Source organism: Devosia epidermidihirudinis (assembly GCF_000971295.1).
In the GTDB taxonomy this organism is placed as follows: Bacteria; Pseudomonadota; Alphaproteobacteria; order Rhizobiales; family Devosiaceae; genus Devosia; species Devosia epidermidihirudinis.
Map to the genome: position 1 here is coordinate 240,180 of NZ_LANJ01000016.1, position 25,417 is coordinate 265,596.

Below are 25,417 nucleotides of genomic sequence, written 5' to 3' on the forward strand. Positions count from 1 at the left end.
TTCCCTTCGTTACTCGCGGAAAGACTGGGCTCGCTGCACAAGCGGGCCCATTTTCTTGGCTTTATGCGGGCATTTCCAGAACGTGATCGCGATGGTTAGCCTTGGGTTAACCCGTGCGTTCTAGTCTGACCCCAGATTGGCCCGGACCGTCCCGGGCCGCCCCGGAACAGCCCATGCCTAGCCATCCTTCGCCCGTGCTCGATGAAATTCGCTCCGTGCCGCAACGTGGTACGCGCAGCGGCAGCAAGCCTCTTCCCACCCCGCCACCGGCGCTGGCCATTCGCATTCCTGTGCGTCTGGCCGGGTTCGTGTTGCTGGGGCTGGTCGCGATCTGTCTGATCGCGCTGGCGACGTGGTCGGTAGATGACCCGAGCTTCTCCTATGCTACCGGCAAGCCTGCCGCCAATTGGCTGGGCTTTCCCGGCGCGGCTATCGCCGACCTGCTGTTCCAGTGCCTTGGGCTCGCCGCGCTGGTGTTTCTGGTGCCGCCCGCCATCTGGGGCTGGGCCATGGCGCGCCGCCGCGTGCCATCCAAGATGGGTCTTCGCCTGCTGGGCTGGATTGGCGCGACCATTCTGGCTGGTGGCGTGTTTGCTTTTGTCGCCATGCCAACGAGCTGGCCGCTGCCAACGGGTCTGGGCGGCCTGGTCGGCGCGGGCTTCTCGGGCATTGCCACGATGATCACTGGCGCGCAGCCACAGGCCGTGACGGCGGCCCTGTTTGCCATCATCATCGCCGCGCCTGCCCTGGCGCTGTTCTGGATCGGCATGGGCCTTGGCTCGGCTGTGCCAACCGGCCCCAAAAAGGCATCCGCCGCCAATGCGAGCCGCAAGGGCGCGACTGTACAGTCTGCCGAACACGAACCTGAAACCAATCCCATCATGGACGTGGCGCTCGGGGCGCTGGTGCATATGGGCTATTCGGTGCGCACGGCCTATCGCCGCGCCCGTGCCAGCCATGCTGAACGCCGCGCTGCCGATGCTGAAACCTGGCGCGACGACGAGGTCGAGCCGAGCATGGAAGGCCATGCCCCGGTCGTCGAACGCCGCGAGCCGCAGGTGTCGAGCACTCAGCGTCGCATCCATGCGCCGGTTGAGCCGGCCTTCGTCGAGCCGTCCTATGGCGAGCCGATGGACGAGCCACATCTCGAGGTTTCGCCACGCATCAATGCGCGTCCGAGCTATGACGATACCGAACTCGATTATCCTGAAGAGGTCGAGGACGACGACATGCCGTTCGTGCCCGATGTCCCCGTGGCACCGGTCAATCATCGCCAGCAGGGCGACTCGCGTTTCCATCCCGCCGATCCAACCAAGCCGCGCGCCGTGGCCGTTGCTGCACCCGCGCCGCGTCCGGTGCAGGGCCAGCGCATGCTGCGTGAAGCACAGGCCTCGTTCCTCGACGAGCCCGGTGGGTTTGAACTGCCGCCGCTGAGCCTTCTGTCCGAACCCAAGCACAACGGCCCATCGCCCGAGCACGCCCCTGAGCGGCTTGAGGAAATGGCGCGCCAGCTGGAAGGTGTTCTCGAAGATTTCGGCGTCAAGGGCGACATCATCAACGTCCGCCCCGGCCCCGTCGTGACCCTGTTCGAGCTTGAGCCCGCACCTGGCATCAAGTCGAGCCGCGTCATCTCGCTGGCCGACGATATCGCCCGCTCGATGTCGGCGCACTCGGCCCGCGTGGCCGTGGTGCCGGGCCGCAACGCCATCGGTATCGAGTTGCCCAATCAGCAGCGCGAAACCGTCTATTTCCGCGAAATGCTGGCCAGCTCCGACTTCGAAAAGATGAAGGGCAAGCTGCCAATTTGTCTCGGCAAAACCATTGGTGGCGAGCCGGTGATCGCCGATCTGGCGCGCATGCCGCACTTGCTGATCGCCGGTACCACCGGCTCGGGTAAGTCGGTGGGTATCAACACCTTCATCCTCAGCCTGCTCTATCAGATGACCCCGGCCCAGTGCCGCATGATCATGATCGACCCCAAGATGCTCGAACTGAGCATCTATGACGGCATCCCGCATCTGCTCACCCCTGTCGTCACCGACCCACAAAAGGCCGTCGTGGCGCTCAAATGGGCGGTGCGCGAGATGGAAGATCGCTATCGCAAGATGAGCAAGATCGGCGTCCGCAATATCGACGGCTTCAACCAGCGCGTCAGTGAGGCTGCGGCCGAAGGCAAGACCATCACCCGCACCGTGCAGACCGGCTTTGACCGCGAAACCGGCGAAGCCATCTTTGAGAGCGAGGAATTCAACCTCGAAGTGCTGCCCTACATCGTTGTTATCGTCGACGAAATGGCCGACCTGATGATGGTGGCCGGCAAGGACATCGAAGGCGCTATCCAGCGTCTTGCCCAGATGGCCCGTGCCGCGGGTATCCACATCATCACCGCAACCCAGCGCCCATCGGTCGACGTCATCACCGGCACGATCAAGGCCAACTTCCCCACCCGTATCTCGTTCATGGTGACCTCCAAAATCGATAGCCGGACCATTCTGGGCGAGCAGGGCGCCGAGCAGCTGCTCGGTAACGGTGACATGCTCTACATGGCCTCCGGTGGCCGCACCAAGCGCTTGCACGGCCCGTTTGTGGCCGACAGTGAAGTCGAAGCGGTGGTCAACCACCTCAAGAGCCAGGGCACGCCGGACTATCTCGACTCCATCACCGAAGACGCCGAAGAGGGTGGCGAATTTGGTGGCGAGAGCGCTTCGGGCGGTGGCGACGACTATGCCGGTTCGGGCGACGAGCTCTACGACAAGGCCGTCCATATCGTGCTGACCGACAAGAAGGCCTCGACCTCCTATGTCCAGCGTCGTCTGGCCATCGGCTACAACAAGGCCGCGACCCTGATCGAGCGCATGGAACGCGAAGGCGTCATCAGTGCTGCCAACCATGCTGGCAAGCGCGAGATCCTCGTGGGCAACAATGCGGATGGCTATTAGGCCATCCGCTCGCGTGGGCGCATCTGAGGCGCCCGACCTGACAATGCTGGCGCAATGAACGGGGTGTGAATGGAACCTTCCACCTGTTGCCGCAATTGGTTTCTAGGTTAGCTTCAACCAAGTTCTTCAGTCAGGGACCTATTCCATGATTCGCCGCGATGCCTTGTTGCTCGGCCTGTCCGCCGCTTTTGCTCTCAGCGTTCCTGCTTTCGCGCTCGATCGCGCCCTGACGGCCGGCGAGCAGCAGATGATTGCCGACATCAACGCCCACAATTCGGCGATCCGCAGCATGGTTGGCCGCTTCCTGCAGATCGATTCCCAGGGTGGCCGCACCGAAGGCACGTTCTTTCTCGAGCGCCCCAACAAGATCGCCTTCCGTTACGCCCCACCAAGCCGCGAGGAAATCGTCTCGGTGGGTCGTGGCTTTTACGTGCTCAACCGCAAGGACGAGACCTATTACGCCTATCCGCAGGACTCGATCCCGCTGCGCCAGTTCCTTGGCGACAAGATCAACCTGCTCAATGCCAATGTTGTCGATGTTGCGTCTTCGGACGGCTATATCTCGATCACGGTGATCGATGAGACCGTGGCCGGTACCGTTCAGGTGTCGCTGGTGTTCGACACCGACACCAAGGATCTGTCGCAGTGGAGTCTGGTCGAGCCCAGCGGCGCCGAGCTGACCTTCTCACTGTATGATGTGGAAAAAGACGTGAAGATCCCTCCCGCCTTTTTCTCCATTCCGTCGAACTATTCTGCTGTTCGCAAGTAAGGCCTAGCGCATCACGAGCAGGGCGATCAGCCCTGCACCACCCACGGCAATGCGCCAGTAGGCGAACGGCGCAAAGCCGTGCTTGGACACGAAATCGAGCAGATAGCGCACCACGATGGCGCCCGCCACGAACGCCGCGGCAAAGCCAATGGCGATATTGATGCCCACGCTCATGTCGATGAGATCGCGGCTTTTATAGAGATCATAGCCGAACGCGCCGACCATGATGGGCAGGGCGATAAAGAAGGTGAACTCTGCCGCCGCCCGCTTGGTCGCGCCAAACAGCATGGCGCCAACCACGGTTGAACCCGAGCGCGAGACGCCCGGGATCAGGCTGATCACCTGGAAAAGCCCAATGATCAGAGCGAGATGCCAGGGGAACTGGTAGATGTCGTCGTACTTTTCCTGCTTGGGCATGCGATCCACAATCAACAGGATCACGCCGCCGATCAGCAGGCTGAGGCAGATCAGCAGCGTCGATTCCCAGAGATCGCCCTGGATGAAATCGCGCAGCAGCACGCCGGCAACCACCGCCGGCAGACAGGCAATCACCACGGCCAGCGCGAAGTGCCAAGCATAGGCCTTGCCGGTCAAAGCGTCGCGGATCAACACGCCCAGTTTGACGAAGTATACCGTGACAATGGCGAGGATCGCGCCGAGCTGGATCAGCACAATGAAGGTCGCCGGCTGGGTCAATCCGAAGAAGTGGCCGGCCAGCAGCAGGTGACCGGTGGAGCTGACGGGAAGGAATTCAGTAAGGCCTTCGATAATTCCCAGGATCAGCGGCACAAAAAGACCTTGATCGGCGTTCATTTGATCCCCTAATTCAATTCTCGTGAGCGGTGAGGTACTAACCCACTAAACCCGTTTGCCATAAGCGCCAAGCCGCCCGTCGATCGTCGGCCCAAAAAGAGACGAGCCCCCATGCCGAGCCTTCTCCATCATCCACTCGATCCCTCCTCGCGCCTCATTCGTTTGATGTGTGCCGAATATGGCGTTCCTCTGGATATGGAAGAAATTAAGCCCTGGCTGCGCACCGCCGAGTTGCTGGAAATCAACCCCGCAGCGACCCTGCCCATCATGCTTGATGATGGCGATGTGCCGATTGTGGGGCTCCTGGCCAATATCCACACCATCGAAGATCTCTATACCCCCGATGCCATTGCCGGCCTGATCCCGCCTGAGCCTTTGGCCCGCGCCGAGATGTGGCGGATGATCGAGTGGGTGATCTCCAAGCTCAATGACGAAGTGACGCGCTACGTGCTTGAAGAAAAGATCGTCAAGCGCGACCAGCGCGGCGCGACGCCCGATCCTGCCGTGCTGCGCATCGCCAAGGCGAACCTCAACGAGCATATGCTCTATTTCAACTGGCTGTTCGCCACCCGCTCGTGGCTGACCGGGGATGTGATGACGCTGGCGGACTTCGCGTTGGCCGCGCATCTGTCGACGCTGGATTATCTGGGCGATATCGACTGGGGCAAGGCCGGGGAAACCCGCGACTGGTATTCCCGCATCAAGTCGCGTCCGGCCTTCCGCACCCTGCTCAACGACCGCGTCGTCGCCATGCCGCCTCATCGCGGTTATGCTGATCTGGATTTCTAGGCCCTTCGATCTGCGGCAAATGCTAAGGTGATCGTCACCACCCGGCCTGTCCGGGTGGTCCATACGGCGCTGCGGCACCGCTGGATTGCCCGGACAAGCCGGGCAATGACGGCCAACGGATAGACCCAATGACCATGGCAGCTGCCACTCCATCCCCCGATAAACTGGTTGCCGAATTGCGCGCCCGGGCGCTGGCTTTGGGGTTTGGCAGCTTTGGCATTACGCCTGCCGATGCACGCCCGGACCTGCCGGAAAAACTGGCGACGGCGATCGATGCCGGCTGGCACGGCGATATGGACTGGATGGCCGAGACCGCCGAACGGCGCGGCAGCCCCAATGCGTTGTGGCCGCAAGCGCGCTCGATCATCCTGCTCGGCTACAATTACGGCCCCACCAGCGATCCCCTGGCGATTCTCGGCGAAAAATCTCTTGGCTCGATCTCGGTCTATGCGCGCAATCGCGACTATCACGAGATCATCAAGGGCAAGCTCAAGGAGCTGGCGGGACTTTTGGCGCGGCGCAGTGGCGCTGAGGTTAAAGTCTTCGTCGATACCGCCCCGCTGATGGAAAAGCCGCTGGCGGAGGCCGCCGGGCTGGGTTGGCAGGGCAAGCATACGGTGCTGGTCAGTCGCGAATTCGGCTCCTGGTTGTTCCTCGGCGCCATTATGACATCGGCAGAACTACCCGAGGATAAGCCGCATGCCGAAAGCTGCGGCAAGTGCACCCGGTGCCTTGATATCTGCCCCACCAAGGCCTTCCCGGCGCCCTTCCAGCTCGATGCGCGACGCTGCCTCGCCTATCTCAGCGTCGAGCATAAGGGCCAGATTCCATTGGAGTTTCGCACGCCGATGGGCAATCGCATCTATGGGTGCGACGATTGCCTTGCCGTGTGCCCATGGAACAAATTCGCTTCGGTCAGTCGCGAGGCCAAACTGCGGGCGCGCGAAGATCTGGAACGGCCGACACTGGCCGATCTGGCGCGGCTCGACGATGACGGGTTCCGGACGCTGTTTGCCGGCTCGCCTGTCAAGCGTATCGGCCACGCCCGGTTCCTGCGTAACGTGCTGATCGGCATCGGCAATTCTGGCGATGACAGCCTGAAACCGTTGGTGGAAGCCCAGCTTGAGGCGCAGGATCCGCTGGTGCGGGGCGTTGCCATCTGGGCGCTGCGCAGGCTCGATCCCGCGCGCGCGGACAGTCTGGCTCTTGCCTATAGTGCCCGGGAAAGCGATAGCTCGGTGAAGAGCGAATGGACCGTGGATATCTCATGAACGCCTTTTTCTTCGGCCTCGGATTTTCGTCGCAGGCGGCTGTCACAGCCATGCACACATTGGACGAAAACGTTAGCACACTGGGAACAGTTCGCACCGCCGAACGCCAGAAAGCGCTACAATCCGCTGGGCTAAACGTGCACGTTTTTGACGGCACCGCGCCCGGTCCCGATCTCGGCCCAGACCTGCGCAAAGCCAGCCATGTGGTGCTTTCCATTGCGCCCGGACCCGAGGGTGATCCGGCGCTGATCCATCACCGCGCCGATCTCGACGCTGCTGAGGACCTCGAGTGGCTCTGCTATTATTCCACGGTGGGGGTCTACGGGGATTTTGGCGGCAACTGGATCGATGAGACCGCGCCGCTGGTGCCGCGCAATGATCGCTCCGATCGCCGGGTGCTGGCCGAACAGGCCTGGCGCGATTACGCCGCAGAGCGTGGCGTCAAACTGGCCATCCTGCGCCTTGCGGGCATCTATGGCGCCGGCCGCTCCGCCTTCGATAAGCTGCGCGATGGCACAGCGCGACGCGTCATCAAGCCGGGTCAGGTGTTCAACCGCATCCATGTCGCCGATATTGCCCGCGTGACCGCGTTGGCCGCACAGCAGCGGCTAGAGGGCACCTTCAATCTGGCCGATGACGAGCCCGCTCCACCGCAGGATCTGGTAGTGCTGGCGGCGCAGATGCTGGGTGTGGAGCCGCCACCGGAAGTGGCGTTCGACACGGCGGAGATGACCCCGATGCAGCGCAGTTTTTATGCTGACAACAAGCGCGTCTCCAATGCTGCCATCAAGGCCGCGCTGGGGACCGAATTGATCTATCCAAACTATCGCGACGGCCTTGCGGCCATTTATCAGGACGAGCATCCATGAGCCCAAGTCCCGCCAAGTCTGCGCCGCAGCCCATCGTGCTTGAGGGTCGCTATGTCAGGCTCGAACCGATTGGTCAGCAGCACGCTGCGGACCTTTATGCGGTTTCCACCATGGCGGGCGGCAGCGAGCGCTATCGCTGGTTGTTCACCGACGCGCCGCAAAGTCTTGCCGAAATGGAAGCGCGGATCGAGCAGGGCAAGGCGGTATCAGACCCGAGCTATGTGGCGGTGATCGACAAGCGCAGTGGCAAGGCCGTCGGCCAGCAGGGCTGGATGCGCATTCGCCCCGAACACGGCTCCATCGAAATCGGCGGCATCTATTGGGGCCTGCCCATGGCGCGGACCCCGCTGGCGACTGAGGCGCTGTTTCTCTTCGCGCAGCACGCCTTCGATGAGCTCGGCTATCGGCGCTTTGAGTGGAAGTGCAACAACAACAACGAGCCCTCCAAGGCCGCCGCTTTGCGCTTCGGCTTCCAGTTCGAGGGCGTGTTCCGTCAGGACATGATCCTCAAGGGCGAGAGCCGCGACACGGCCTGGTTCTCGATCCTCGACAGCGAATGGCCCGCCATGCGCGCGGAATATCAGCGCTGGTTGAGCCCGGACAATTTTGATGTGGATGGGATGCAGAAGACACGGTTGGTGACGCGCTAATTCGTCTCGGGAGCCCTATGAGACCTCATCCTGAGCTTGTCGAAGGACGAGGTCGGGGTATGCCGAACGCTCCACTTCAGCGACCTCGTGGTTCGACGGGCTCACCATGAGGTCTTTGGGGGATTGCAAACGCTCTCGGGTCAGGCCCGAGAGTGACGATCCGGTGGGTGCCCCCAAGTCTTACTTCGGCGCGCGCTTGGCCAAAATACGCTGCAGGGTGCGGCGGTGCATGTTCAGGCGGCGGGCTGTTTCCGAGACATTGCGGTCGCAGAGTTCGTAGACGCGCTGGATGTGTTCCCAACGCACGCGGTCGGCGGACATCGGGTTTTCGGGCGGCTCGGGCTTTTCTTCGCCGGTGGCCAGCAGCGCGTTGATGACGTCATCGGCATCGGCGGGCTTGGACAGGTAATCCACGGCGCCAAGCTTCACCGCAGTGACGGCGGTGGCGATGTTGCCATAGCCGGTCAGCACCACGGCGCGCGCATCGGGGCGCTTGGTGTGGAGGGCAGAGACAACCTCAAGCCCATTGCCGTCTTCCAGTCGCAGGTCGACCACCGCATAGGCGGGCGGACGTTCGGCGACGGCGGCAAGGCCATCGGCGACCGAGCCGGCGATGCGAACATCGAAACCGCGGCGCGCCATGGCGCGCTCAAGTCGGGAGAGGAATGCCGCGTCGTCATCGACAAGCAGCAGGCTTGGGTCGTTGGCCAGAAGATCTTCGATCGTGCTCATGGGTGTCATTTAGGGCCTTGACGCGAAAAGGTCAAAATTTGCGTGGGATACCCCCTCCTAGCCTCCCCCTGATAGGGGGCAGGACCCCCTTGTGGGTAGGCGACATATCCTCACAGGCAGCAGATTATTTCAGGCGATGAGATGCTGACGGGGGCCCGAGGTCACCGCGTCATTCCCGCTTGCGTGGGAATGACGCGGTGATGGTGGTGGCAGCCGGCCCTACGCCGCCTCCACCGCGCTGCGCGGCCAGACGATGCGGACCTGGGCATTGCCATGGCTGTCGATATTCTCGAAGGCCAGCCGCGCGCCGCTGCGCTCGAGCAGGGTCTTGGCGATGAAGATGCCGAGCCCAAGGCCGCCCGGTTTGTGGGCGTCGGCGCCCTGCGGATCACGGGGGCGGCTGGTGAGATAGGGCTCGCCCAGTCGCGCGATCAGTTCGGGCGCAAAGCCGGGGCCGTCATCGGTGATGGCCACCGACACGGATTCACGATCCCAGCTGGCTTCGATCTTGACCGTCTGGCGCGCAAATTCGGTGGCATTCTCGATCAGGTTCCCAAGGCCATAGAGCAGGCCCACGCTGCGGTTGAACACCGGCGGCTCGCCTGCGGTTTTTTCGGAATAGAACAGGATGGCCTTGCCGCGGCCCTCATGCGGGCGAGCGACTTCGGCCAGAAGGTCAGTCAGTGGCACGGCCGCAAACGGGTCGCCGCCCTCATTGCCCAGATTGCGCAGTTTGGCCAGGATCGCCCGGCAGCGCGCCGCCTGGGCGATGATCAACTCGACGTCGTCGGCCAGATCGCTGCCCGGCTCGGCTTCGGCCCGCATTTCCTTGGCGGCCAGGGCAATGGTGGAGAGCGGCGTGCCCAGCTCATGGGCGGCGGCAGCGGCCAGACCATCCAGCGCCGAAAGCTGCTCTTTGCGCGAGAGGGCCAGCTCGGTCGCGGCCAAGGCGTCGGCAATCTGGCGGGCGTCGTGCGCGACGCGCATCGTATAGGCAGAGATGAACACCACGCCGCAGATGATCGAGACCCAGATGCCGATCACATAGATGCGATTGAACACCAGCCGCTGATTGGGATCCCAGGGCAGGGGCAGGTGCCAGACCGACAGGACCGAGGCGATGATGGCCGCAAGGACGGCCACCGCCACGGTGACGCGGCGCGGCAGGGTTGTCGCGGACACCGAAACTGGCGCCAGCAGCAGCAGGGAGAACGGATTCTCCAGCCCCCCGGTCAGCGCCAATAGGCCCCCGAGCTGACAGAGATCGAACACCACCTGACTGGCAGTGAAGGTCGAGGAGGGGCGATGGGCCGCGCCGAAGCGCACCACCAGCCAGATATTGAGCCCCGCCGAGATGGCGATCAGCACAAAGCATTCCATCAGTGGCAGCGGAAAGCCCAGTCCAAAGGCCACAAACAGCACGCCAATGGCCTGTCCGCCCACGGCCAGCCAGCGCAGCAGGACCAGCGTTTCCAGCCGCAGCGGCCGCCAGGTGGAGGGCAAGGGCAGGCCATCTGCCTGGGTCATGGTCATGAGGGAGCCTTCATTATGCGCAATCGCCCGTGTCGTATGGGGATCATGTTTTTCATTTCAAGACCAAAAAAGTGATGGGCACATTCTTGATCCTGTCCGCAACGGGGCCAAATTAGGCTCATCGTGACTGGGAGAATGCAACGAAATGAACACAGCAATCATCAAACCTCAATGGTCGCCGCTCACCATCGGTCTCATGGTCATCGGCTTCATCACGTTCTGGCCGCTTGGCCTAGCCGTCCTAGGTTATATCCTCTGGGGCGAAAAGTTCGGCGGCTCGCCTGAAAAGGCACAGCGCTACTTCAATCAGGGCAAGGCCTGGTGCACGTCCAATAAGGGCCGTCATGGCTTTGGCGCACACCGCTACGCGTCCAATTCGAGCGGCAATGCAGCCTTTGACGATTACCGCGCTGAACAGCTGCGCCGTCTTGAAGAAGAACGCGCCCGCCTCGACGCCGAAATCGACGCCTTCCACGAATATATGGCCAACCTCAACAAGGCCAAGGATCGTGAAGAATTCGATCGCTTCATGAATGAACGCCGCGGCTCGCGCCAGGGCTATGAGCCCAAGCCAGACAATGGCGATCAGAACAACAACAATGGCTGGGGCAACAATAACAGCTGACCCAGCTATTTACAGGCCGCGCATAAGCCCCCAAGCGCGGCCTGACCTTTCTCCTGAGCCGGTCGTTTCCCACGACTGAACTGGCGTCCTCCCAAGGGCGCCATTTTTGTTTTGTGATCGCGGCGCGCGGCTGGGGTGGGGAGTCAAAGCCCGGCTTTCCCGCTATGCTCGTCCCTGCGATTCCCTCTTCGGGTGCCCATGAACCTGTTTTTCCGCTCCAAGCCGAAAATCCCAGCCTCGACGGTGATCGAGATCGATGGCGAGCCGGTGACGGTCACCGTGCGCGTCAATGCGCGGGCCAAGAGCTATCGCCTGTCCATTCCCCATAGCGGTGGCCCGCTGCTGACGCTGCCGCCGCATGGCAAATGGGCTGAGGCGGAGGGGTTCCTTCATCGCCATCGCAACTGGCTGGCCGCCCGTATCCATCGCGCGCCAACCGCTGCCAGTTTTTCCGATGGCGGCGTGGTACCGCTGCGCGGCGTCGATCACGCCATTGTCGGGACCGGCAAGCTGCGGGGGCGGGTGGAAGTCACCGAGATCGATGGCGTGCCGACCCTATTGGTCCCCGGCGCACCGGAACACACGGCGCGGCGGCTGACGGACTGGTTCAAGGATGAGGCGCATGCCGATCTTGTGGCGCGCACTGCCATCCACGCGGCGCGACTGGGCGTGGTGGTCAAGACCATCAAGATGCGCAGCCAGGCCAGCCGCTGGGGCTCCTGCTCGTCATCGGGCAATATCAATTACAACTGGCGGCTGGTCCTCGCGCCGCCCTTTGTGCTCGATTATGTGGCGGCCCACGAAGTGGCTCACCTGGTCGAAATGAACCACTCGCCGGCGTTCTGGGCCACGGTCACGCGCACGCTGCCCGATATGGACCGTGGCCGCGCCTGGCTCAAGGCGCATGGGCGGCAGTTGATGGCGCATGGTGGGTAGGGGGCTCCCCCCCGCCTCAAGACCTCAGGGTGAGCCTGTCGGTCGTGTGCGTGGAGAAGTCCGCACTCACCGACCTCGTCCTTCGACGGGCTCAGGATGAGGTCTCATCTCGTCCATCCGTTCTTACGCACGAGCGGGGGCAGCCCCAAAGAAAAACACCGGATGCTGGGCACCCGGTGTTTCACACATCAATTGCCGAAGATCAGGTCCATCAGCGTGCGCTGGCGGGCTGGCTCCTGGTAGACTGGCTGCTGCTGGCCGACATTGGCCGGGGGCTGCATCTGGGCCGGAGCGCTTGGTGCCCAGACCTGCTGGCCGGTGGCCGGATCAATCACGATCACCATGGGCATTCCGGTATTCGGGTCAATCGGGGCCTGCGGCGCAACGAGTTGCTGCTGCTCCTGCTGGATCGGGAAGCCGGTGGCGCCATCGAAGGCCTGACCATCAACGATGATCTGCCCCGTTGGCATGCCGGTGGTCGGGTCGATCTGGTTGCCATTGGCATCAACAATGGTGCCACCGGCGGGCAGGCCGGTATTGCCATCGACCATCGGGCCGGTCTGGATCGGCTGGTTGGACTGCACCGGCATGCCGGTGGCGCTGTCGACATACTGCACCTGCGGCTGGCCCGTGGTCGGGTCGATCACCACCTGCCCGGTCGTTGGGTCGATGACATGCTGGGGCACGATCTGGCCGTCATAGCTGCCGCCGGGGATCGGACGCGGGTCCTTGCCGGCATGGGCCTTGGTCATGAACTGGGTCCAGATTGCCGCCGGCACGTTGCCGCCCGACAGCGTGGTCTTGGTGTCATTGTCGTTGCCCAGCCAGACGCCGGTGACCATGGCCGAGGTATAGCCGACAAACAGGGCGTCGCGCGCCTGCTGGGTGGTGCCGGTCTTGCCGGCAAATTCCCACTTGCCCACGCTGGCCGACTTGCCCGTACCCACCTCGACGGCGGTCTTGAGCATGTCGTTCATTTCCGCCAGCACCCGGGGTTCAATGACGCGGCCAGGACCGGCGTCCGAGGCCTCATAGAGCACTTTGCCCTGCACGTCGGCGATCTTGGTGATGACATTTGGAATGACGCCGATGCCGCCATTGGCAAAGGGTGCATAGGCGCTGGTCAGCTCCAGCAGGTTCACTTCCTGGGTGCCCAGAGCAATCGAGGGCACGGCAGTCAGCTGGCTCGAAATACCCATGCGGGTGGCCACATCGACCACGGCCGCTGGCGTCACGTCGATGGCGAGGCGCGCTGCAATGGTGTTGAGCGAATAGGCCAGGCCCTGACGCAGGGTAACGGTGCCGGCATATTTGCCCGAGGCATTGCGCGGGCTCCAGCCATTGTAGTCGAACTGGGCATCCTCGGCCAAAGTGTCGGGCGTATAGCCCTTTTCCATGGCGGCCAGATAGACGAAGGGCTTGAACGAGGAACCGGGCTGACGCTTGGCCGTGACCGCGCGGTTATACTGGCTGGCCTGATAGTCCACGCCGCCCACCATGGCGCGCACTTTGCCATCCACATCCATGGCGACGAGGGCGCCCTGACTGAAGCCGCGCTTGGGACCTTCGGAGGCCACCATTTCCTTGACGATGAACTCGGCGTCCTTCTGCATCTTGAAGTCGATGGTGGTCTGCACCACGACGTCGCTGCTGATGTCGCCGATATAGGCGGTCATTAGGCTTTCCACCCAGTCGGCCACATAGGATTCCGAACCGGCAACGCGGGTGCGCACCGTCTGGTCGGGATTGATCTGCGCCGCCGAGGCTTCATCGCGCGTAATATAGCCTTCCTGCGCCATGGAGTTGAGCGTCAGGCGCTGGCGTTCCTTGGCCCGTTCAGGATTGTTCTTGGGGTTATAGGCGGATGGCGCGGGCAGAATGCCGGCCAGCATGGCCGCCTGACCCAGCGACAGATTGCGCGCCGAGACACCGAAATAGGTCTGCGCTGCCGCCTCGATACCGGTTGCACCGGCGCCGAAATAGACGCGGTTCATATAGAGTTCGAGGATTTCTTCCTTGGTGTAGTTCTGCTCGAGCCATACCGCCAGAATGGCTTCCTGCACCTTACGGCCGATATTCTGGTCGGGCGTGAGGAACAGGTTCTTGGCCACCTGCTGGGTAATGGTGGACGCACCACGCGTCACCCCGCGCGCCTGCACCGACTCCACAGCCACGGCGAGCAGACCGATGGGGTCGACGCCGAAGTGGGTGAAGAAGCGCCGGTCTTCGCTGGCGACAATGGCCATGGGCACATAATAGGGCAGCTCGCGGAAGGTCACGGCCTCGCCACCGGTCTGGCCGCGATTGGAGATCAGGCTGCCGTCAGCCGCGAGAATGCGGATATTGGGCGGACGGTCAGGGATTGCCCAGGTGTTGGACGACGGCAATTGGGCGCCGTAATAGACGATGACGCCGATAACGGCGATGCCGCCCCAGAGCGAGAAAATGAAGCCCCAATAGAGGATGCCCATGAGAAAGCCGCCGGTGCGCGACCGGCGCTTGGGCTTTTTGCCACGGGCAGGCTGGGCCTTGCCGCGCTTTGGGGTTTTGGGGGGCTTGCCGCCGCCGCCATTGCCTTTGGGCTCTGGTGCAACGCGGTTCGAGCGTTCATCGCCAATGGACAGGCCAGTTGTTGCGCCCATGACGGGTTCAACCCGCCCACCCTTGGTGGTGGGTGCAGACGGTTTGCTGGCTTTTTTGGGCTGTCCGCCAACGCGGTCATCGGCGGAAATGCGAAAGTCCATCAAGCGAACCCTGAAGAAGTGCCTTTTGCCGCTTCTACCCGGTTCCGCGCCATTGGGGAACAAGAGGTTAGCGTAGGTGAAGGCCAATCCTGACCGACTCGTGTTGACGTCATCTCCTTCGAGGCGTCAGCCACGCGGCCATGCCCCCTTGTCCGGATAAATTGTGGCCGGTTTATGTGGGGTTTGCCGGTTCCGCCCAGCCTGTGGCGGCTGCGCCACAAGCGCGACGGAGCACCATTTATTGTGCTAGGCGGGACCTCAACCTGATCAGGAATGTCCTCCCATGCCCATTTTTGCCACCACAGCGATGATCTATGCCGGGGCAGCGCTCGCCGAAATCGCCGGGTGCTTTGCCTTTTGGGCGTGGTTGCGACAGGGACAGTCGCCGCTCTGGCTGGTGCCAGGCCTTGCTGCGCTGATCACCTTTGCGTGGCTGTTGACGCTGGCTCCGGCCGAACATGCCGGACGCGCCTTTGCCGCCTATGGCGGGGTCTATATCGCGGCCTCTTTACTCTGGATGTGGCTGGCCGAAGGCCGCACACCCGACCGCTGGGACCTGACCGGCGGCGCACTGGCTCTGGTTGCGGCCGCCATTATCCTGTTCGCGCCGCGCGCCAGTTAGCAGTTGAGATTGCGATAGGCCTTGAGGGCTGCGGGCAGGAACTGGTCGGCGCCGCCGGTCCATTCCTGAACCACGTCCTCGCCAAACTCGCCGTTTTCGCAATCGTAGGTCACGTAGGACGAGCCGACTTCCTTGCCCTCGACACTGACCAGCAGCACATGGGTGCGTTCATCCGAGCCATCCTGCTTTTGCGCCGTGATTTCGTAGAAATAGGGCGCGTCGATATAGACGCGCAGCAGCGGTACGGCTTCCTGGGCATGGGCAGGCAGGGCAAGAACTGTCAGCGTCAGGCTGGCAAGGAGAGCGGATTTCATGGACAAAGCCTCGTTGAGCACACAGTGATGCACGACATTGTTGCGCCAAATATGGCCGGTTAAGTCAGACGCGTGAAGCACTTATGGAGCCTGCCCGCATGAAGCGCCTGCTTGCCGCCCTCAGCCTTGCTGTCGCTCTCTTGCTCTCTGGCAAGGCCATGGCCCAGCAACAGGCAATGCTGGACGAGGCGTTTCGGGCGGCGCAAAAGACCTTCGAGCGGGCGCTGCCCGGCATGGGCGAGACCCAGTTCGGCGTGGATATCGACGACTATGGTAATGCGCTTCTGGCCAAGCGTTTCACCTCATCCCACTGGAAGGGCGCGGTCACGCTCAAAACCGAAATGGGCGACGGCAAAGGCTCGTGCAGCCGCTTTGCCGCCTTTGTCCGCATTCCGCCCAATCAGGGCGTGGTGACGCTGGTGCTGTGCCCGCAGTTTTTCACCAAGGGCGCCGATGCCCTGCGCGAGCTGACCATTTTGCATGAAATGGTGCATGTGGTGGCCGGACCCGATGAGTGCCGCGCCATGGCACTGGCAGCCCTGATCCAGCAGCGCGCCACGGGCAAGTTCACACCGGTGGATGGCTATTGGACGGCCAGCGGCTGTGAGGGCGGGCGGTTCAAGCTGCCTTAGTGAGGAGGGTGTGATGCCGCCTTGCACCATAAGCGGACGTTGGGAGCGCACATTGTCCCTCCCTTGATCTCGGCGCATTAATGGTTTCCGGGCGTCTTTCCGAGCAGCGAGAGCATTTCTGTCGATCCGGTGGCCTCGATGCAGTCCGCCGTTGTTTCTCCCACCCCGGATGGAGCGTCGAGGGCCGCGCCCTGCCTAATCAGGACCCCTACGGCATCGACATATCCGCCCTCCGCCGCGATGCACAGCAGCGGGCGCCCGGCTACGGACTGGTTGGCGTCTCCGCCGGATGGCTGGGCCCGGGTATTGGGGTCTCCGCCATTGGAGAGCAACTTTTCCAACAGGACCGAGTCGCCCATCATGGTCGCCCCGATCAACGCGGAAATGCCAAAGCGGTTCGCTTGATTCACATCAGCGCCAAACGCCAGCAGCATGTCTACCCCGCGAGTATTTCCGCTCATGATCGCCATAATCAGTCCATTGTCACCGACTGAGTTTGTGCCATTGGGGTCAGCGCCGGCCTCAAGCAACATTCGCAGGATTGTAGGATCACTCTGTTCAGCGGCGTAAGTGATCGGCTTGCACCTCGTACCCGGTGGGCATTCGGGGTTGAGCTCCCTGCTGACCGTATCGGGGTCATCCAAATGCCGCGCCACGGCATCGGCGTTGCCTTGGGCAACGGCAGTGATGAGGTAGTCGTCGGCAGTCGGTTCCGCCGCAGCAACCGGCAGCAACATCCACGCGAACAGGAATGCGACGATGAACCACTTCGACATGCCAAGTCCTTTGACGGTTTCAAACATCAAAGCATAGCTGGAAGGTTGAGCAGTATTGTTACACCAGCAGATAGTTAAAACGATCTTGCTATGGTGGGGATGTGTCAGTGAGGAAGTCGGATGTCTGTCTCGGGCGAGAAGCTGACATGGATAGCCCAAGTCAAAAATGACGACGCTTGGGTGGACAAGGCTCTGCCGACATCCCTCCGCGCAAGGGTGGAGGGATGTCGGCAGATGGTTCGGCTTAGCGCCAGCCCAGGGCCGGGGCGACGTGCTTGAGGATGCTCTCGATGACATGGGCGTTGTAGTCGACGCCCAGCTGGTTCGGCACGGTCAGCAGCAGCGTATCGGCTTCGGCGATGGCTTCGTCTGCGGCCAGAAGCTTGATCAGCTGCTCTGGCTCGGCGGTGTAGCCACGGCCGAACACGGCGCGCTTTTCCGGCTCGATATAGCCGAACTGATCTTCCTCCGAGCGGCCCGTGCCGAAATAGGCGCGGTCCATGTCATTGACCAGGGCAAAGATCGACCGGCTCACCGACACGCGGGGCGTGCGGGTGTGGCCAGCTTCCTTCCAGGCGGCGCGATAGGCGCGGATCTGCTCGGCCTGCTGGATATGGAACGGCTTGCCGCTCTCGTCGAACTTCAGCGTCGAGCTCTGCAGGTTCATGCCCAGCTTGGCCGCCCAGACGGCGGTGGCGTCGGTTGCCGCGCCCCACCAGATGCGATCGACCAGTCCCTCCGAATGGGGCTCAAGGCGCAACATGCCGGGAGGATTGGGGAACATCGGACGTGGATTGGGCTGGGCAAAGCCATTGCCCTTGAGCACTTCGAGCAGAACCTCGGTCTGGCTGCGCGCCATATCGGCATCGGTCTGGCCCTCGGCGGGGGCGTAGCCGAAATAGCGATAGCCATCGATGACCTGCTCGGGCGAGCCGCGGCTGATGCCCAGCTGCAGACGACCACCGGCAATCAGATCGGCCGCGCCGGCATCTTCCGCCATATAGAGCGGGTTCTCGTAGCGCATGTCGATGACAGCCGTGCCCAGCTCGATCTTTTTTGTTTTCGCGCCGGCAGCAGCCAGCAGCGGAAAGGGCGACGCGAGCTGGCGGGCAAAGTGATGCACGCGGAAATAGGCGCCATCGGCGCCCAGTTCCTCGGCAGCCACGGCCAGATCAATGGACTGCAGCAGCGCGTCGCCTGCACTGCGCGTGCCCGATTGGGGCGAAGGGCTCCAATGGCCAAAGGACAGAAAGCCGATGTTTTTCATGTGACGGACCCGTTGCTTGAATAACCCGCCAAAGGCGGGGCCCCGTGGGGCTTGTCACCTTAGCTATAGTCTGTAGGGGGCGAGAAAAAGCCGCATTGGCGCAACGATCTGGTCTTGCTGAGCGAACGATGGTCCCGGCTCAGGCGGCCAGTCTGGAAAAAGAGACGGGGCGAGCGCGTTGGGGGGCAAAGCGCTCAGCCCCTTGAGCCCCATCGCTAGCGATGCGCCCCAATCTAATGACGCTGTTGTCCTACATTTGGTTCCAAGCGCTTGAAAAAATAGAGTGCTCGGAAGAACGGGCACAAAAAAACAGCCGGCCCATGGGACCGGCTGTTGCAAGATTTGATACGCCTTAGACGTCCAGGTTGCTGACGCTGAGGGCGTTTTCTTCGATGAACTCGCGGCGGGGTTCGACGAGGTCACCCATCAGGGCGGTGAAGATCGCGTCGGCTTCGTCGGTCTGGTTGATTTCGACCTTGAGCAGGGTGCGCGCATTGGGGTCGAGCGTGGTTTCCCAGAGCTGGGACGCGTTCATTTCGCCCAGACCCTTATATCGCTGCAGCGATACGCCCTTGCGGCCGGCATCGGTGACGGCCTTGAACAATGTCGACGGCCCATAAATCGGGATAGTGTCGCCCTTGCGGGTCAGCGTGGGAACGCCGCCATAGATTTCGTCGAGGCGGTCGGCCAGCAGGCGCAGCTTGCGCGCATCGGCGCTCTGCAGCAGCGGCTTGTCGAGCAGGTGACGCTCGGCCACGCCACGCACGGTGCGCGAAAAGGCCAGCTCATCCGCATCGGTGATTTCGCCGCTCCAGCCCTGTTCCCACTCGTCCGAAATGCGGTCGAGACGGCTGGCCACGCGGTTCATCACTTCGCCGATCTTGGCGGGATCATTGAGACCCTCTGGGTCCAGACCGCCAACGATAGCGGCCTGCTCAACCAGGCTCCGGTTGTAGCGCGTGTTGAGGTTGTTGATAGCGCTGACGATGCTGCGGGCCTGCTGCACAATGGCCTGCAGGTCGGGGCCGGCATGCTGGTGGCCATCGCGCGTCGTGAACACCGCTTCATCAAGGCCAGCCTCGATCAGGTAGTCGTTCAGCGCGTCTTCGTCCTTGAGGTACTGTTCGGACCGACCGCGCATCGCTTTGTAGAGCGGTGGCTGGGCGATGTAGATGTGCCCGCGTTCCAGCAACTCCGGTGTCTGACGGTAGAAGAAGGTCAGCAGCAGCGTGCGAATGTGGGCGCCGTCCACGTCGGCGTCGGTCATGATAATGATCTTGTGGTAGCGCAGCTTGTCGGCGTTGAACTCTTCGCGACCAATGCCGGTGCCGAGCGCCGTGATCAGCGTACCGACCTGATCGGACGAGATCATGCGGTCAAAGCGTGCGCGCTCGACGTTGAGGATCTTGCCGCGTAGGGGCAGCACGGCCTGATTGGAGCGGTCACGCCCCTGCTTGGCCGAACCACCTGCCGAGTCACCCTCCACGATGAAGATTTCCGACTTGGCAGGGTCGCGTTCCTGGCAGTCGGCAAGTTTGCCGGGCAGGGACGAGATTTCGAGCGCGCCCTTGCGACGGGTCAGCTCGCGCGCCTTGCGGGCAGCTTCACGGGCAGCAGCGGCCTCAGCCACCTTGCCGACGATGATCTTGGCTTCGTTGGGATGCTCTTCAAACCACTGGCCGAGCTTCTCGTTGACGATGTTTTCGACAACGGGACGCACTTCGGACGAGACCAGCTTGTCCTTGGTCTGGCTGGAGAATTTGGGATCGGGCACTTTGACCGACAGCACGCAGGTCAGACCTTCGCGCGTATCGTCGCCGGTGAGCGTGACCTTTTCCTTTTTGGAAATGCCGCTCGATTCCGCGTAGCCGACAACCTGACGCGTCAGCGCACCACGCAAGCCTGCAAGGTGGGTACCACCATCGCGCTGCGGGATGTTGTTGGTGAAGCAGAGCACGTTCTCGTGGTAGCTGTCGTTCCACTGCAGCGCGACTTCGACGGTGATGCCGTCCTTCTCGCTGATCATGGTGATCGGGCGCTCCACGACGGGGGCTTTGGACTTATCGAGGTAATTGACGAAGGCTTCCAGGCCCCCCTCATAGTACAGCTCGACATGGACAGGCTCGGGATGACGCAGGTCATTGAGCAGGATGCGGACGCCCGAGTTCAGGAACGCGAGCTCGCGCAGGCGATGCTCCAGCGTCTTGAAGTCGAACTCGACCATGGTGAAGGTTTCAGCCGAAGGGAAAAAGCTGATCGTGCTGCCGCTGCGCCCTTCATAGGTGCCGGGCTGCTTGTCTTCGACATAGGTGCCGGTCTGCGCCAATGGCGCATCCGAATCGCCATGGGTGAAGCTCATCTCGAAGATGCCGCCGTCGCGACGGATATGCAGCTTCAGCCACTGGCTGAGCGCGTTCACCACCGAGACGCCTACGCCGTGCAGGCCGCCCGAGACCTTATAGGAGTTCTGGTCGAACTTCCCGCCGGCATGGAGCTGGGTCATGATGACCTCGGCTGCCGAAATGCCTTCTTCCTTGTGAATGCCCGTCGGAATGCCGCGACCGTTATCGGCGACCGATACAGAGCCATCGGCATTGAGCGTCACCGTCACGAGGTCGGCGTGGCCGGCCAGGGCCTCGTCGATGGCGTTGTCCACCACCTCATAGACCATGTGATGCAGACCCGAGCCGTCATCGGTGTCGCCGATATACATGCCGGGGCGCTTGCGCACCGCGTCGAGGCCTTTCAGCACCTTGATGCTGTCTGCGCCGTATTCGTTCGGGACGGGATTTTCGCTATCGGTCATGGGGTCCGAATCATGTCGTTTCTATAGGGTTTAGTTCTAGCGGATAGGGGGTGTATCCCCAAGCAAAATGGGCTTTTTAGGGCTGTTTGCGGGGGAATCATCGCCTGTTTGCGCTGGTATTGTGACCAGCGTGGAAATCGCTCCACCCGCAACGCTGTCCGTGGCCCCGGCGGGGAGGGCCGATCGTGGTCAGGCACAGCAATTTAGTCCGGGTAAACCCGCCCATCCCTGACCGTCAGCATCTGTGCCCGGGGCCCGAGAGCCTCGAACAGCAGCTTGTCCGTGCCGGTCAAAAAGCACTGCGTGCCCAGCCCGTCCAGCGCCGAAAACAGCGCCCGGCGACGATCTGGGTCGAGGTGAGCGGCGATTTCGTCGAGCAGCAGGAACGGCGTGATCGCTGTGCGCAGCTTGACGAGGCGGGCATGGGCGAGAATGAGGCCGATCAACAGGGCCTTTTGTTCCCCCGTCGAGCCCAAGGCGGCTGGCATGCCCTTTTGGGCGTAGGTCACTTCGAGATCAACGCGGTGTGGACCAGATATGGTGCGTCCAGCGGCGCGATCAACCCCGCGCGAGCGCTGCCAGGTGCTAGCGAGCGCCGTTTCGAGCGCGGTTGAAGCCGACGGTTCCTCGCCGCCCTCAAACAGCGGCGTCAGCGCCAGATGGGCCGCCGGGAAGCTGGCATCATCAAGGCTTTGTTCGATCAGACCCTGCAAATGCGTGAGGCTATCGGTGCGCGCGAGATGGATCGATGCGCCCAGTTCAGCCATCTGCGCCTCGATGGCGCTGAGCCAAGAACTGTCGCCATTGTCCTCGAGCAGGCGATTGCGCTGCCGCATGGCCTTTTCATAGTCGTTGACCGAAGCAGAATGGCTGGGGATGAGCGTGGTCACCAGCCGGTCCAGAAACCGCCTGCGATCGCTTGCCGGGCCCGAGAACAGCCCGTCCATGGCGGGGGTGAGCCAGAGGACGCGCAGATAGTCACTCATCGCCTCAATCGAGCGCGCATTGGCGCCATTGATGCGGACCCGCCGCCCGCCGCCCTCGCCGGGCGCAGCGCCGGTGCCGATATCGGCGGGGCCATCATTGGTTTCCACAGTCGCCGCCACCGCCCAACCAATGTCCGAGCCCTGCGCCTGCACCGTATCGAACGCGGCGCGGCGCAGTCCGCGACCGGGCGAGAGCAGGGACACCGCTTCGAGCAGGTTGGTTTTGCCGGCGCCATTGGGGCCGGTCAGCACCACATGACGCTCATCAAGATCGAGCGCCGCCGCCGCATAATTGCGGAAGGCGGTGAGGCGCAGGCGGGAGAGGTGGCGGATCATGGCGTAATCGGGTGGAGGAAAGGCCCCCTCACCCGCCCTTCGGGCGACCTCTCCCCCAAAGGGAGAGGTGGTGCATGCCAAAACGCGGAGCCCCCTTCACCTCTCCCTTTGGGGGAGAGGTCGGCGCACAGCGCCGGGTGAGGGGGCCTTTTTAAAGAGAAGGGAAATCGCTTATGCGGCACACCCGGGCCCTGCGAGCGCAGCTCTCCGGGCCTAGTCGACTTAAATCGCTCCACTGGAGCGATTTCCCCTGCGGGACGCCGCCTAGACGCGCATCGGCATCAGGACGTAGAGCGCGCGGGTTTCGCCGTCGTCTTTCACCAGCGTGGGCGAGCCCGCGTCGTTGAACATGAAGATGGCGCTTTCGCTGCGGATCTGGCCGATGATGTCGAGCAGGTAGCGGGCATTGAAGCCGATTTCAAAGCCATCGGTGTCGAACTCAACCGCCAGCTCTTCGCTTGCCGTGCCGTGATCCGGATTGGTCACGGAAAGCTCGAGCAGACCATCCTTGGCCTGCAGCTTGACGGCCTTGCCGCCGCGATCAGAAGCAATGGTGGAGACGCGGTCGACGGCGATCGAGAAGCTCGAGCGATCGACGGTCATCTGCTTGTCGTTGTTCTTGGGCGTGACGCGATCGTAATCGGGGAAGGTGCCCTCGATCAGCTTGGACAGCAGAACGACCGAACCCACGGTGAAGCGGATCTTGGTGTCGGACACTTCCACATTGACGTCGCCATCGGCGCCATCAAGCAGCTTCTGGACTTCGCCAACGGTCTTCTTGGGCACGATGATGCCGGGCATGCCCGCAGCGCCTGCGGGCGCGTCGATCTCGGCGCGCGCCATGCGGTGACCATCGGTCGCCACAGCGCGCAGCACGGTGCCGACATTGCTGACGTCCACGGTGTGGAAATAGATGCCGTTGAGGTAGTAGCGCGTCTCTTCATTGGAGATGGCGAACTGGGTGCGTTCGATCAGCTCACGCAGCGCCGAGGCGGGCATGGTGAATTCATGGCCGAAATTGCCCGACTTGAGGTCGGGAAAGCTTTCGGGGCTGAGGCAGGCGAGGTTAAAGCGCGAGCGCCCGGAGGTGAGAACCATGTTCTCGCCGCCATCGGTCTCCAGACGCACTTCGGCGCCGTCGCTGAGCTTGCGCACGATTTCATAAAGCGTATGGGCCGGAACGGTCGTGGTACCGGGCGTCGCGACCATGGCGGGGACGCCTTCGGTCACTTCGATGTCCAGGTCGGTCGCGCGCAGCTCAACCTTGTCCTCGCTGGCCTTGAACAGCACGTTGGCCAGAATCGGATAGGTGTTCCGCCGCTCGACAACCCGGTGCACATGGCTCAGCGACTTGAGCAGATGATTGCGTTCGAGCGTAACCTTCATCGAAATCTTCCCTGGCACTTACGCGCTGCCATAAGCAGCAAAAACCCCCGGCAAGCCGGGGGTTGGACATTTACAATTTGTTGACGCAAAGGCAAGGGCATGGGCGGTCGCACCGCCCATTTTACCCCTATTCTTCGAGCATACGCTTCAACAGTTCGATTTCCTGCGCCAGCTCGACGTCGTCCTTGATCATCGATTCGACCTTGCGCACCGAGTGCAGCACGGTGGTGTGATCGCGGCCACCGAAGCGACGGCCAATTTCGGGCAGCGAGCGCGAGGTCAGCGCCTTGGCGAGGAACATTGCGATCTGGCGTGGACGCACCACGTCGCGGCTGCGACGGGCCGACAGCAGTTCATTGCGCGGCACCTTGTAGTGGCGCGAGACGATCTTGAGGATGTCTTCGATGCGGACGCGACGGGCTTCGCGGCTGCGGATCAGATCGCCCAGGGTCTTTTCGGCCAGCGGCACCGTGATCAGCTCGCCGGTGAGCTGGTTGGCCGCGACGAGGCGGTTGACCGCGCCATCGAGATCGCGGCCATGGCTGATGACAGCGCGGGCGACGTAATCGATCACGGGGGCGGGGAAGTGCATGCCGTAGCGCGCGGTCGCCTGATCGGCGCGGCGCTGCACGATGGACTTGCGCAACTCCATGTCAAAGCCGGAGATCGGCACGACCAGACCGCCCGACAGGCGCGAGCGCACGCGCTCGTCCAGCATTTCGAGATCACGTGGCGGCGCGTCGCCTGCCACCACAACCTGCTTGGCGCCGGTCAGAAGGGTGCCAAGGGTATGGCCGAATTCTGTAGCCGACTTGCCCTGCAGGAACTGCATATCGTCGATCAGCAGCAGGTCGACGCGGCGGAGCCATTCCTTGAAGCCGAGCGCGGACTGGCGCTGCACGGCGGTGATGAAATGGTACATGAAGTGGTCGGCGGTCAGATAGACAATGTTCTTGGTGCTATCGGCCTGCTGGGTGGCATGGGCGATGGCATTGAGCAGGTGCGACTTGCCCAGGCCCACGGTCGAGTGAATGTAGACCGGATTGAAGGTCACGGTGTTGTTGGCGGCGGCAGCAGCAATCTGCTTGGCAACGCCAAAGGCCATTTCGTTGGCCGCGCCGGGCACGAATGTATCAAAGGTCATGCGCGCATCGATGGCGCTACCAGCAAGGGCGTCGCCCTTGGCGGCGGAATTATCGCGGACGAGGCGTGGGGTCGCAGGAGCCTGGGGCGCGGCGTTTGCGGTCGCGGCTGGCGCCTCACTGACAACAGGTTCTGCAGCGGGCTGGGCAAGGCGCGGGCGGGCCTGGCCATTGACGCGCAAAGTCACCTGAATGCGGGCAACATCTTCCATGTCCTGACGGAAGGCTTCGAGCATCCGGTCGGAATAGTTGGACTGGACCCACGAGCACAGGAAGCGCGTTGGTGCCGACAGGTGCACCACGTCTTCGACAATCTCTTCGAGCTCAAGACGGGCAAACCACGAGGCGAACACGTCTTCGCCAACACCGGCCTTGAGACGGGCGCGGACACGGTTCCAGAGTTCGCGCTGGCCTTCGGCAGAATCGGTGGAGCTCATGACAGGTTTTTCGCCCTTGTTGGTCGAGTGAGTGGAGGAAGAG

At 62.5% G+C, this 25,417-nt stretch carries 21 protein-coding genes; 10 read left to right on the top strand and 11 right to left on the bottom strand.

From position 1 onward, the window contains the following. Nucleotides 1-173 precede the first annotated feature (173 nt). A complete protein-coding gene (locus WH87_RS09510) occupies nt 174-2,939 on the top strand; it encodes a DNA translocase FtsK (RefSeq protein ID WP_052726467.1) in 2,766 nt (921 codons plus the stop codon). 145 nt (nt 2,940-3,084) lie between these two features. Further along, a complete protein-coding gene (locus WH87_RS18980) occupies nt 3,085-3,708 on the top strand; it encodes a LolA family protein (protein ID WP_052726466.1) in 624 nt (207 codons plus the stop codon). Nucleotides 3,709-3,711: 3 nt separating this feature from the next. Here the strand turns inward: WH87_RS18980 and WH87_RS09520 are convergent, their stop codons facing one another. Next, nucleotides 3,712-4,521 carry an undecaprenyl-diphosphate phosphatase gene (locus WH87_RS09520; protein ID WP_046139350.1) on the bottom strand — a complete coding sequence of 270 codons (810 nt, stop codon included), beginning with the start codon at nt 4,519-4,521 and terminating at the stop codon, nt 3,712-3,714. A 111-nt stretch (nt 4,522-4,632) separates the two neighbouring features. Here WH87_RS09520 and WH87_RS09525 point away from each other — a divergent pair, with 111 nt between their 5' ends. The 4 genes from WH87_RS09525 to WH87_RS09540 all read left to right on the top strand — a co-directional run bounded on the left by WH87_RS09525 (nt 4,633) and on the right by WH87_RS09540 (nt 8,100). Next, complete coding sequence (locus tag WH87_RS09525) at nt 4,633-5,310, top strand: glutathione S-transferase family protein (RefSeq protein ID WP_046139349.1); 678 nt, start codon at nt 4,633-4,635, stop codon at nt 5,308-5,310. A 128-nt stretch (nt 5,311-5,438) separates the two neighbouring features. After that, nucleotides 5,439-6,581 carry a tRNA epoxyqueuosine(34) reductase QueG gene (gene queG, locus WH87_RS09530; protein WP_046139348.1) on the top strand — a complete coding sequence of 381 codons (1,143 nt, stop codon included), beginning with the start codon at nt 5,439-5,441 and terminating at the stop codon, nt 6,579-6,581. Further along, nucleotides 6,578-7,450: an NAD-dependent epimerase/dehydratase family protein gene (locus tag WH87_RS09535; protein ID WP_046139347.1), complete on the top strand. Its 873-nt coding sequence runs from the start codon at nt 6,578-6,580 to the stop codon at nt 7,448-7,450. The genes queG and WH87_RS09535 overlap by 4 nt, the downstream gene beginning before the upstream one ends. Continuing rightward, nucleotides 7,447-8,100, top strand: a complete 654-nt coding sequence (locus tag WH87_RS09540) for a GNAT family N-acetyltransferase (RefSeq protein ID WP_046139346.1) — start codon at nt 7,447-7,449, stop codon at nt 8,098-8,100. The genes WH87_RS09535 and WH87_RS09540 overlap by 4 nt, the downstream gene beginning before the upstream one ends. Nucleotides 8,101-8,280: 180 nt before the next feature. Here WH87_RS09540 and WH87_RS09545 read toward each other — a convergent pair whose 3' ends face one another. Both WH87_RS09545 and WH87_RS09550 read right to left on the bottom strand, forming a co-directional pair. Beyond that, complete coding sequence (locus WH87_RS09545) at nt 8,281-8,832, bottom strand: ActR/PrrA/RegA family redox response regulator transcription factor (protein WP_197410770.1); 552 nt, start codon at nt 8,830-8,832, stop codon at nt 8,281-8,283. A gap of 219 nt (nt 8,833-9,051) precedes the next feature. After that, a complete protein-coding gene (locus WH87_RS09550) occupies nt 9,052-10,365 on the bottom strand; it encodes an ActS/PrrB/RegB family redox-sensitive histidine kinase (RefSeq protein ID WP_245622361.1) in 1,314 nt (437 codons plus the stop codon). A gap of 145 nt (nt 10,366-10,510) precedes the next feature. Here WH87_RS09550 and WH87_RS09555 point away from each other — a divergent pair, with 145 nt between their 5' ends. After that, nucleotides 10,511-10,990, top strand: a complete 480-nt coding sequence (locus WH87_RS09555; RefSeq protein ID WP_046139344.1) for a DUF2852 domain-containing protein — start codon at nt 10,511-10,513, stop codon at nt 10,988-10,990. A gap of 198 nt (nt 10,991-11,188) precedes the next feature. Then, nucleotides 11,189-11,926: a M48 family metallopeptidase gene (locus WH87_RS09560; RefSeq protein ID WP_046139343.1), complete on the top strand. Its 738-nt coding sequence runs from the start codon at nt 11,189-11,191 to the stop codon at nt 11,924-11,926. A gap of 188 nt (nt 11,927-12,114) precedes the next feature. On the opposite strand, the gene WH87_RS09565 is transcribed toward WH87_RS09560, so the two are convergent. Further along, entirely contained in the window at nt 12,115-14,670 is a 2,556-nt protein-coding gene (locus WH87_RS09565) for a PBP1A family penicillin-binding protein (RefSeq protein ID WP_052726464.1), read from the bottom strand. A 283-nt stretch (nt 14,671-14,953) separates the two neighbouring features. On the opposite strand from WH87_RS09565, the gene WH87_RS09570 reads away from it, so the two are divergent. After that, the gene (locus WH87_RS09570; protein WP_046139342.1) at nt 14,954-15,292 is read left to right on the top strand and encodes a YnfA family protein; all 339 of its coding nucleotides are present in this window, start codon (nt 14,954-14,956) and stop codon (nt 15,290-15,292) included. On the opposite strand, the gene WH87_RS09575 is transcribed toward WH87_RS09570, so the two are convergent. Then, on the bottom strand, nt 15,289-15,606 hold the full coding sequence (locus tag WH87_RS09575; RefSeq protein ID WP_046139341.1) for a hypothetical protein: 318 nt from the start codon (nt 15,604-15,606) through the stop codon (nt 15,289-15,291). The two genes, WH87_RS09570 and WH87_RS09575, sit on opposite strands and share 4 nt — an antisense overlap. Before the next feature lie 98 nt (nt 15,607-15,704). Here WH87_RS09575 and WH87_RS09580 point away from each other — a divergent pair, with 98 nt between their 5' ends. Further along, nucleotides 15,705-16,238, top strand: a complete 534-nt coding sequence (locus WH87_RS09580) for a hypothetical protein (protein ID WP_156458176.1) — start codon at nt 15,705-15,707, stop codon at nt 16,236-16,238. Nucleotides 16,239-16,315: 77 nt separating this feature from the next. On the opposite strand, the gene WH87_RS09585 is transcribed toward WH87_RS09580, so the two are convergent. The 6 genes from WH87_RS09585 to dnaA all read right to left on the bottom strand — a co-directional run bounded on the left by WH87_RS09585 (nt 16,316) and on the right by dnaA (nt 25,374). Then, nucleotides 16,316-17,041, bottom strand: a complete 726-nt coding sequence (locus tag WH87_RS09585) for an ankyrin repeat domain-containing protein (RefSeq protein WP_046173242.1) — start codon at nt 17,039-17,041, stop codon at nt 16,316-16,318. Nucleotides 17,042-17,258: 217 nt separating this feature from the next. Beyond that, on the bottom strand, nt 17,259-18,281 hold the full coding sequence (locus WH87_RS09590) for an LLM class flavin-dependent oxidoreductase (protein ID WP_046139338.1): 1,023 nt from the start codon (nt 18,279-18,281) through the stop codon (nt 17,259-17,261). A gap of 352 nt (nt 18,282-18,633) precedes the next feature. After that, nucleotides 18,634-21,087, bottom strand: coding sequence for a DNA topoisomerase (ATP-hydrolyzing) subunit B (gene gyrB / locus WH87_RS09595; protein ID WP_046139337.1), 2,454 nt, complete (start codon nt 21,085-21,087; stop codon nt 18,634-18,636). Nucleotides 21,088-21,290: 203 nt separating this feature from the next. After that, on the bottom strand, nt 21,291-22,409 hold the full coding sequence (gene recF / locus WH87_RS09600; protein WP_046139336.1) for a DNA replication/repair protein RecF: 1,119 nt from the start codon (nt 22,407-22,409) through the stop codon (nt 21,291-21,293). Nucleotides 22,410-22,673: 264 nt separating this feature from the next. Next, nucleotides 22,674-23,795: a DNA polymerase III subunit beta gene (gene dnaN, locus WH87_RS09605; protein ID WP_046139335.1), complete on the bottom strand. Its 1,122-nt coding sequence runs from the start codon at nt 23,793-23,795 to the stop codon at nt 22,674-22,676. Between the two features lie 127 nt (nt 23,796-23,922). Continuing rightward, nucleotides 23,923-25,374: a chromosomal replication initiator protein DnaA gene (dnaA, locus tag WH87_RS09610; RefSeq protein ID WP_046139808.1), complete on the bottom strand. Its 1,452-nt coding sequence runs from the start codon at nt 25,372-25,374 to the stop codon at nt 23,923-23,925. Nucleotides 25,375-25,417: the final 43 nt, after the last annotated feature.

Bases quoted from the DNA above. Each gene is read 5' to 3' on its own strand.
- WH87_RS09510 (WP_052726467.1), top strand. From the start codon at position 174: ATGCCTAGCCATCCTTCGCCCGTGCTCGATGAAATTCGCTCCGTGCCG.
- recF (WP_046139336.1), bottom strand. From the start codon at position 22,409: ATGATCCGCCACCTCTCCCGCCTGCGCCTCACCGCCTTCCGCAATTAT.
- WH87_RS09570 (WP_046139342.1), top strand. From the start codon at position 14,954: ATGCCCATTTTTGCCACCACAGCGATGATCTATGCCGGGGCAGCGCTC.
- WH87_RS09550 (WP_245622361.1), bottom strand. From the start codon at position 10,365: ATGACCATGACCCAGGCAGATGGCCTGCCCTTGCCCTCCACCTGGCGG.
- WH87_RS09575 (WP_046139341.1), bottom strand. From the start codon at position 15,606: ATGAAATCCGCTCTCCTTGCCAGCCTGACGCTGACAGTTCTTGCCCTG.
- gyrB (WP_046139337.1), bottom strand. From the start codon at position 21,087: ATGACCGATAGCGAAAATCCCGTCCCGAACGAATACGGCGCAGACAGC.
- WH87_RS09525 (WP_046139349.1), top strand. From the start codon at position 4,633: ATGCCGAGCCTTCTCCATCATCCACTCGATCCCTCCTCGCGCCTCATT.
- WH87_RS09535 (WP_046139347.1), top strand. From the start codon at position 6,578: ATGAACGCCTTTTTCTTCGGCCTCGGATTTTCGTCGCAGGCGGCTGTC.
- WH87_RS18980 (WP_052726466.1), top strand. From the start codon at position 3,085: ATGATTCGCCGCGATGCCTTGTTGCTCGGCCTGTCCGCCGCTTTTGCT.
- WH87_RS09520 (WP_046139350.1), bottom strand. From the start codon at position 4,521: ATGAACGCCGATCAAGGTCTTTTTGTGCCGCTGATCCTGGGAATTATC.
- WH87_RS09565 (WP_052726464.1), bottom strand. From the start codon at position 14,670: ATGGACTTTCGCATTTCCGCCGATGACCGCGTTGGCGGACAGCCCAAA.
- WH87_RS09560 (WP_046139343.1), top strand. From the start codon at position 11,189: ATGAACCTGTTTTTCCGCTCCAAGCCGAAAATCCCAGCCTCGACGGTG.
- WH87_RS09545 (WP_197410770.1), bottom strand. From the start codon at position 8,832: ATGAGCACGATCGAAGATCTTCTGGCCAACGACCCAAGCCTGCTGCTT.
- dnaA (WP_046139808.1), bottom strand. From the start codon at position 25,374: ATGAGCTCCACCGATTCTGCCGAAGGCCAGCGCGAACTCTGGAACCGT.
- queG (WP_046139348.1), top strand. From the start codon at position 5,439: ATGACCATGGCAGCTGCCACTCCATCCCCCGATAAACTGGTTGCCGAA.
- WH87_RS09540 (WP_046139346.1), top strand. From the start codon at position 7,447: ATGAGCCCAAGTCCCGCCAAGTCTGCGCCGCAGCCCATCGTGCTTGAG.
- WH87_RS09555 (WP_046139344.1), top strand. From the start codon at position 10,511: ATGAACACAGCAATCATCAAACCTCAATGGTCGCCGCTCACCATCGGT.
- dnaN (WP_046139335.1), bottom strand. From the start codon at position 23,795: ATGAAGGTTACGCTCGAACGCAATCATCTGCTCAAGTCGCTGAGCCAT.
- WH87_RS09585 (WP_046173242.1), bottom strand. From the start codon at position 17,041: ATGTTTGAAACCGTCAAAGGACTTGGCATGTCGAAGTGGTTCATCGTC.
- WH87_RS09590 (WP_046139338.1), bottom strand. From the start codon at position 18,281: ATGAAAAACATCGGCTTTCTGTCCTTTGGCCATTGGAGCCCTTCGCCC.
- WH87_RS09580 (WP_156458176.1), top strand. From the start codon at position 15,705: ATGAAGCGCCTGCTTGCCGCCCTCAGCCTTGCTGTCGCTCTCTTGCTC.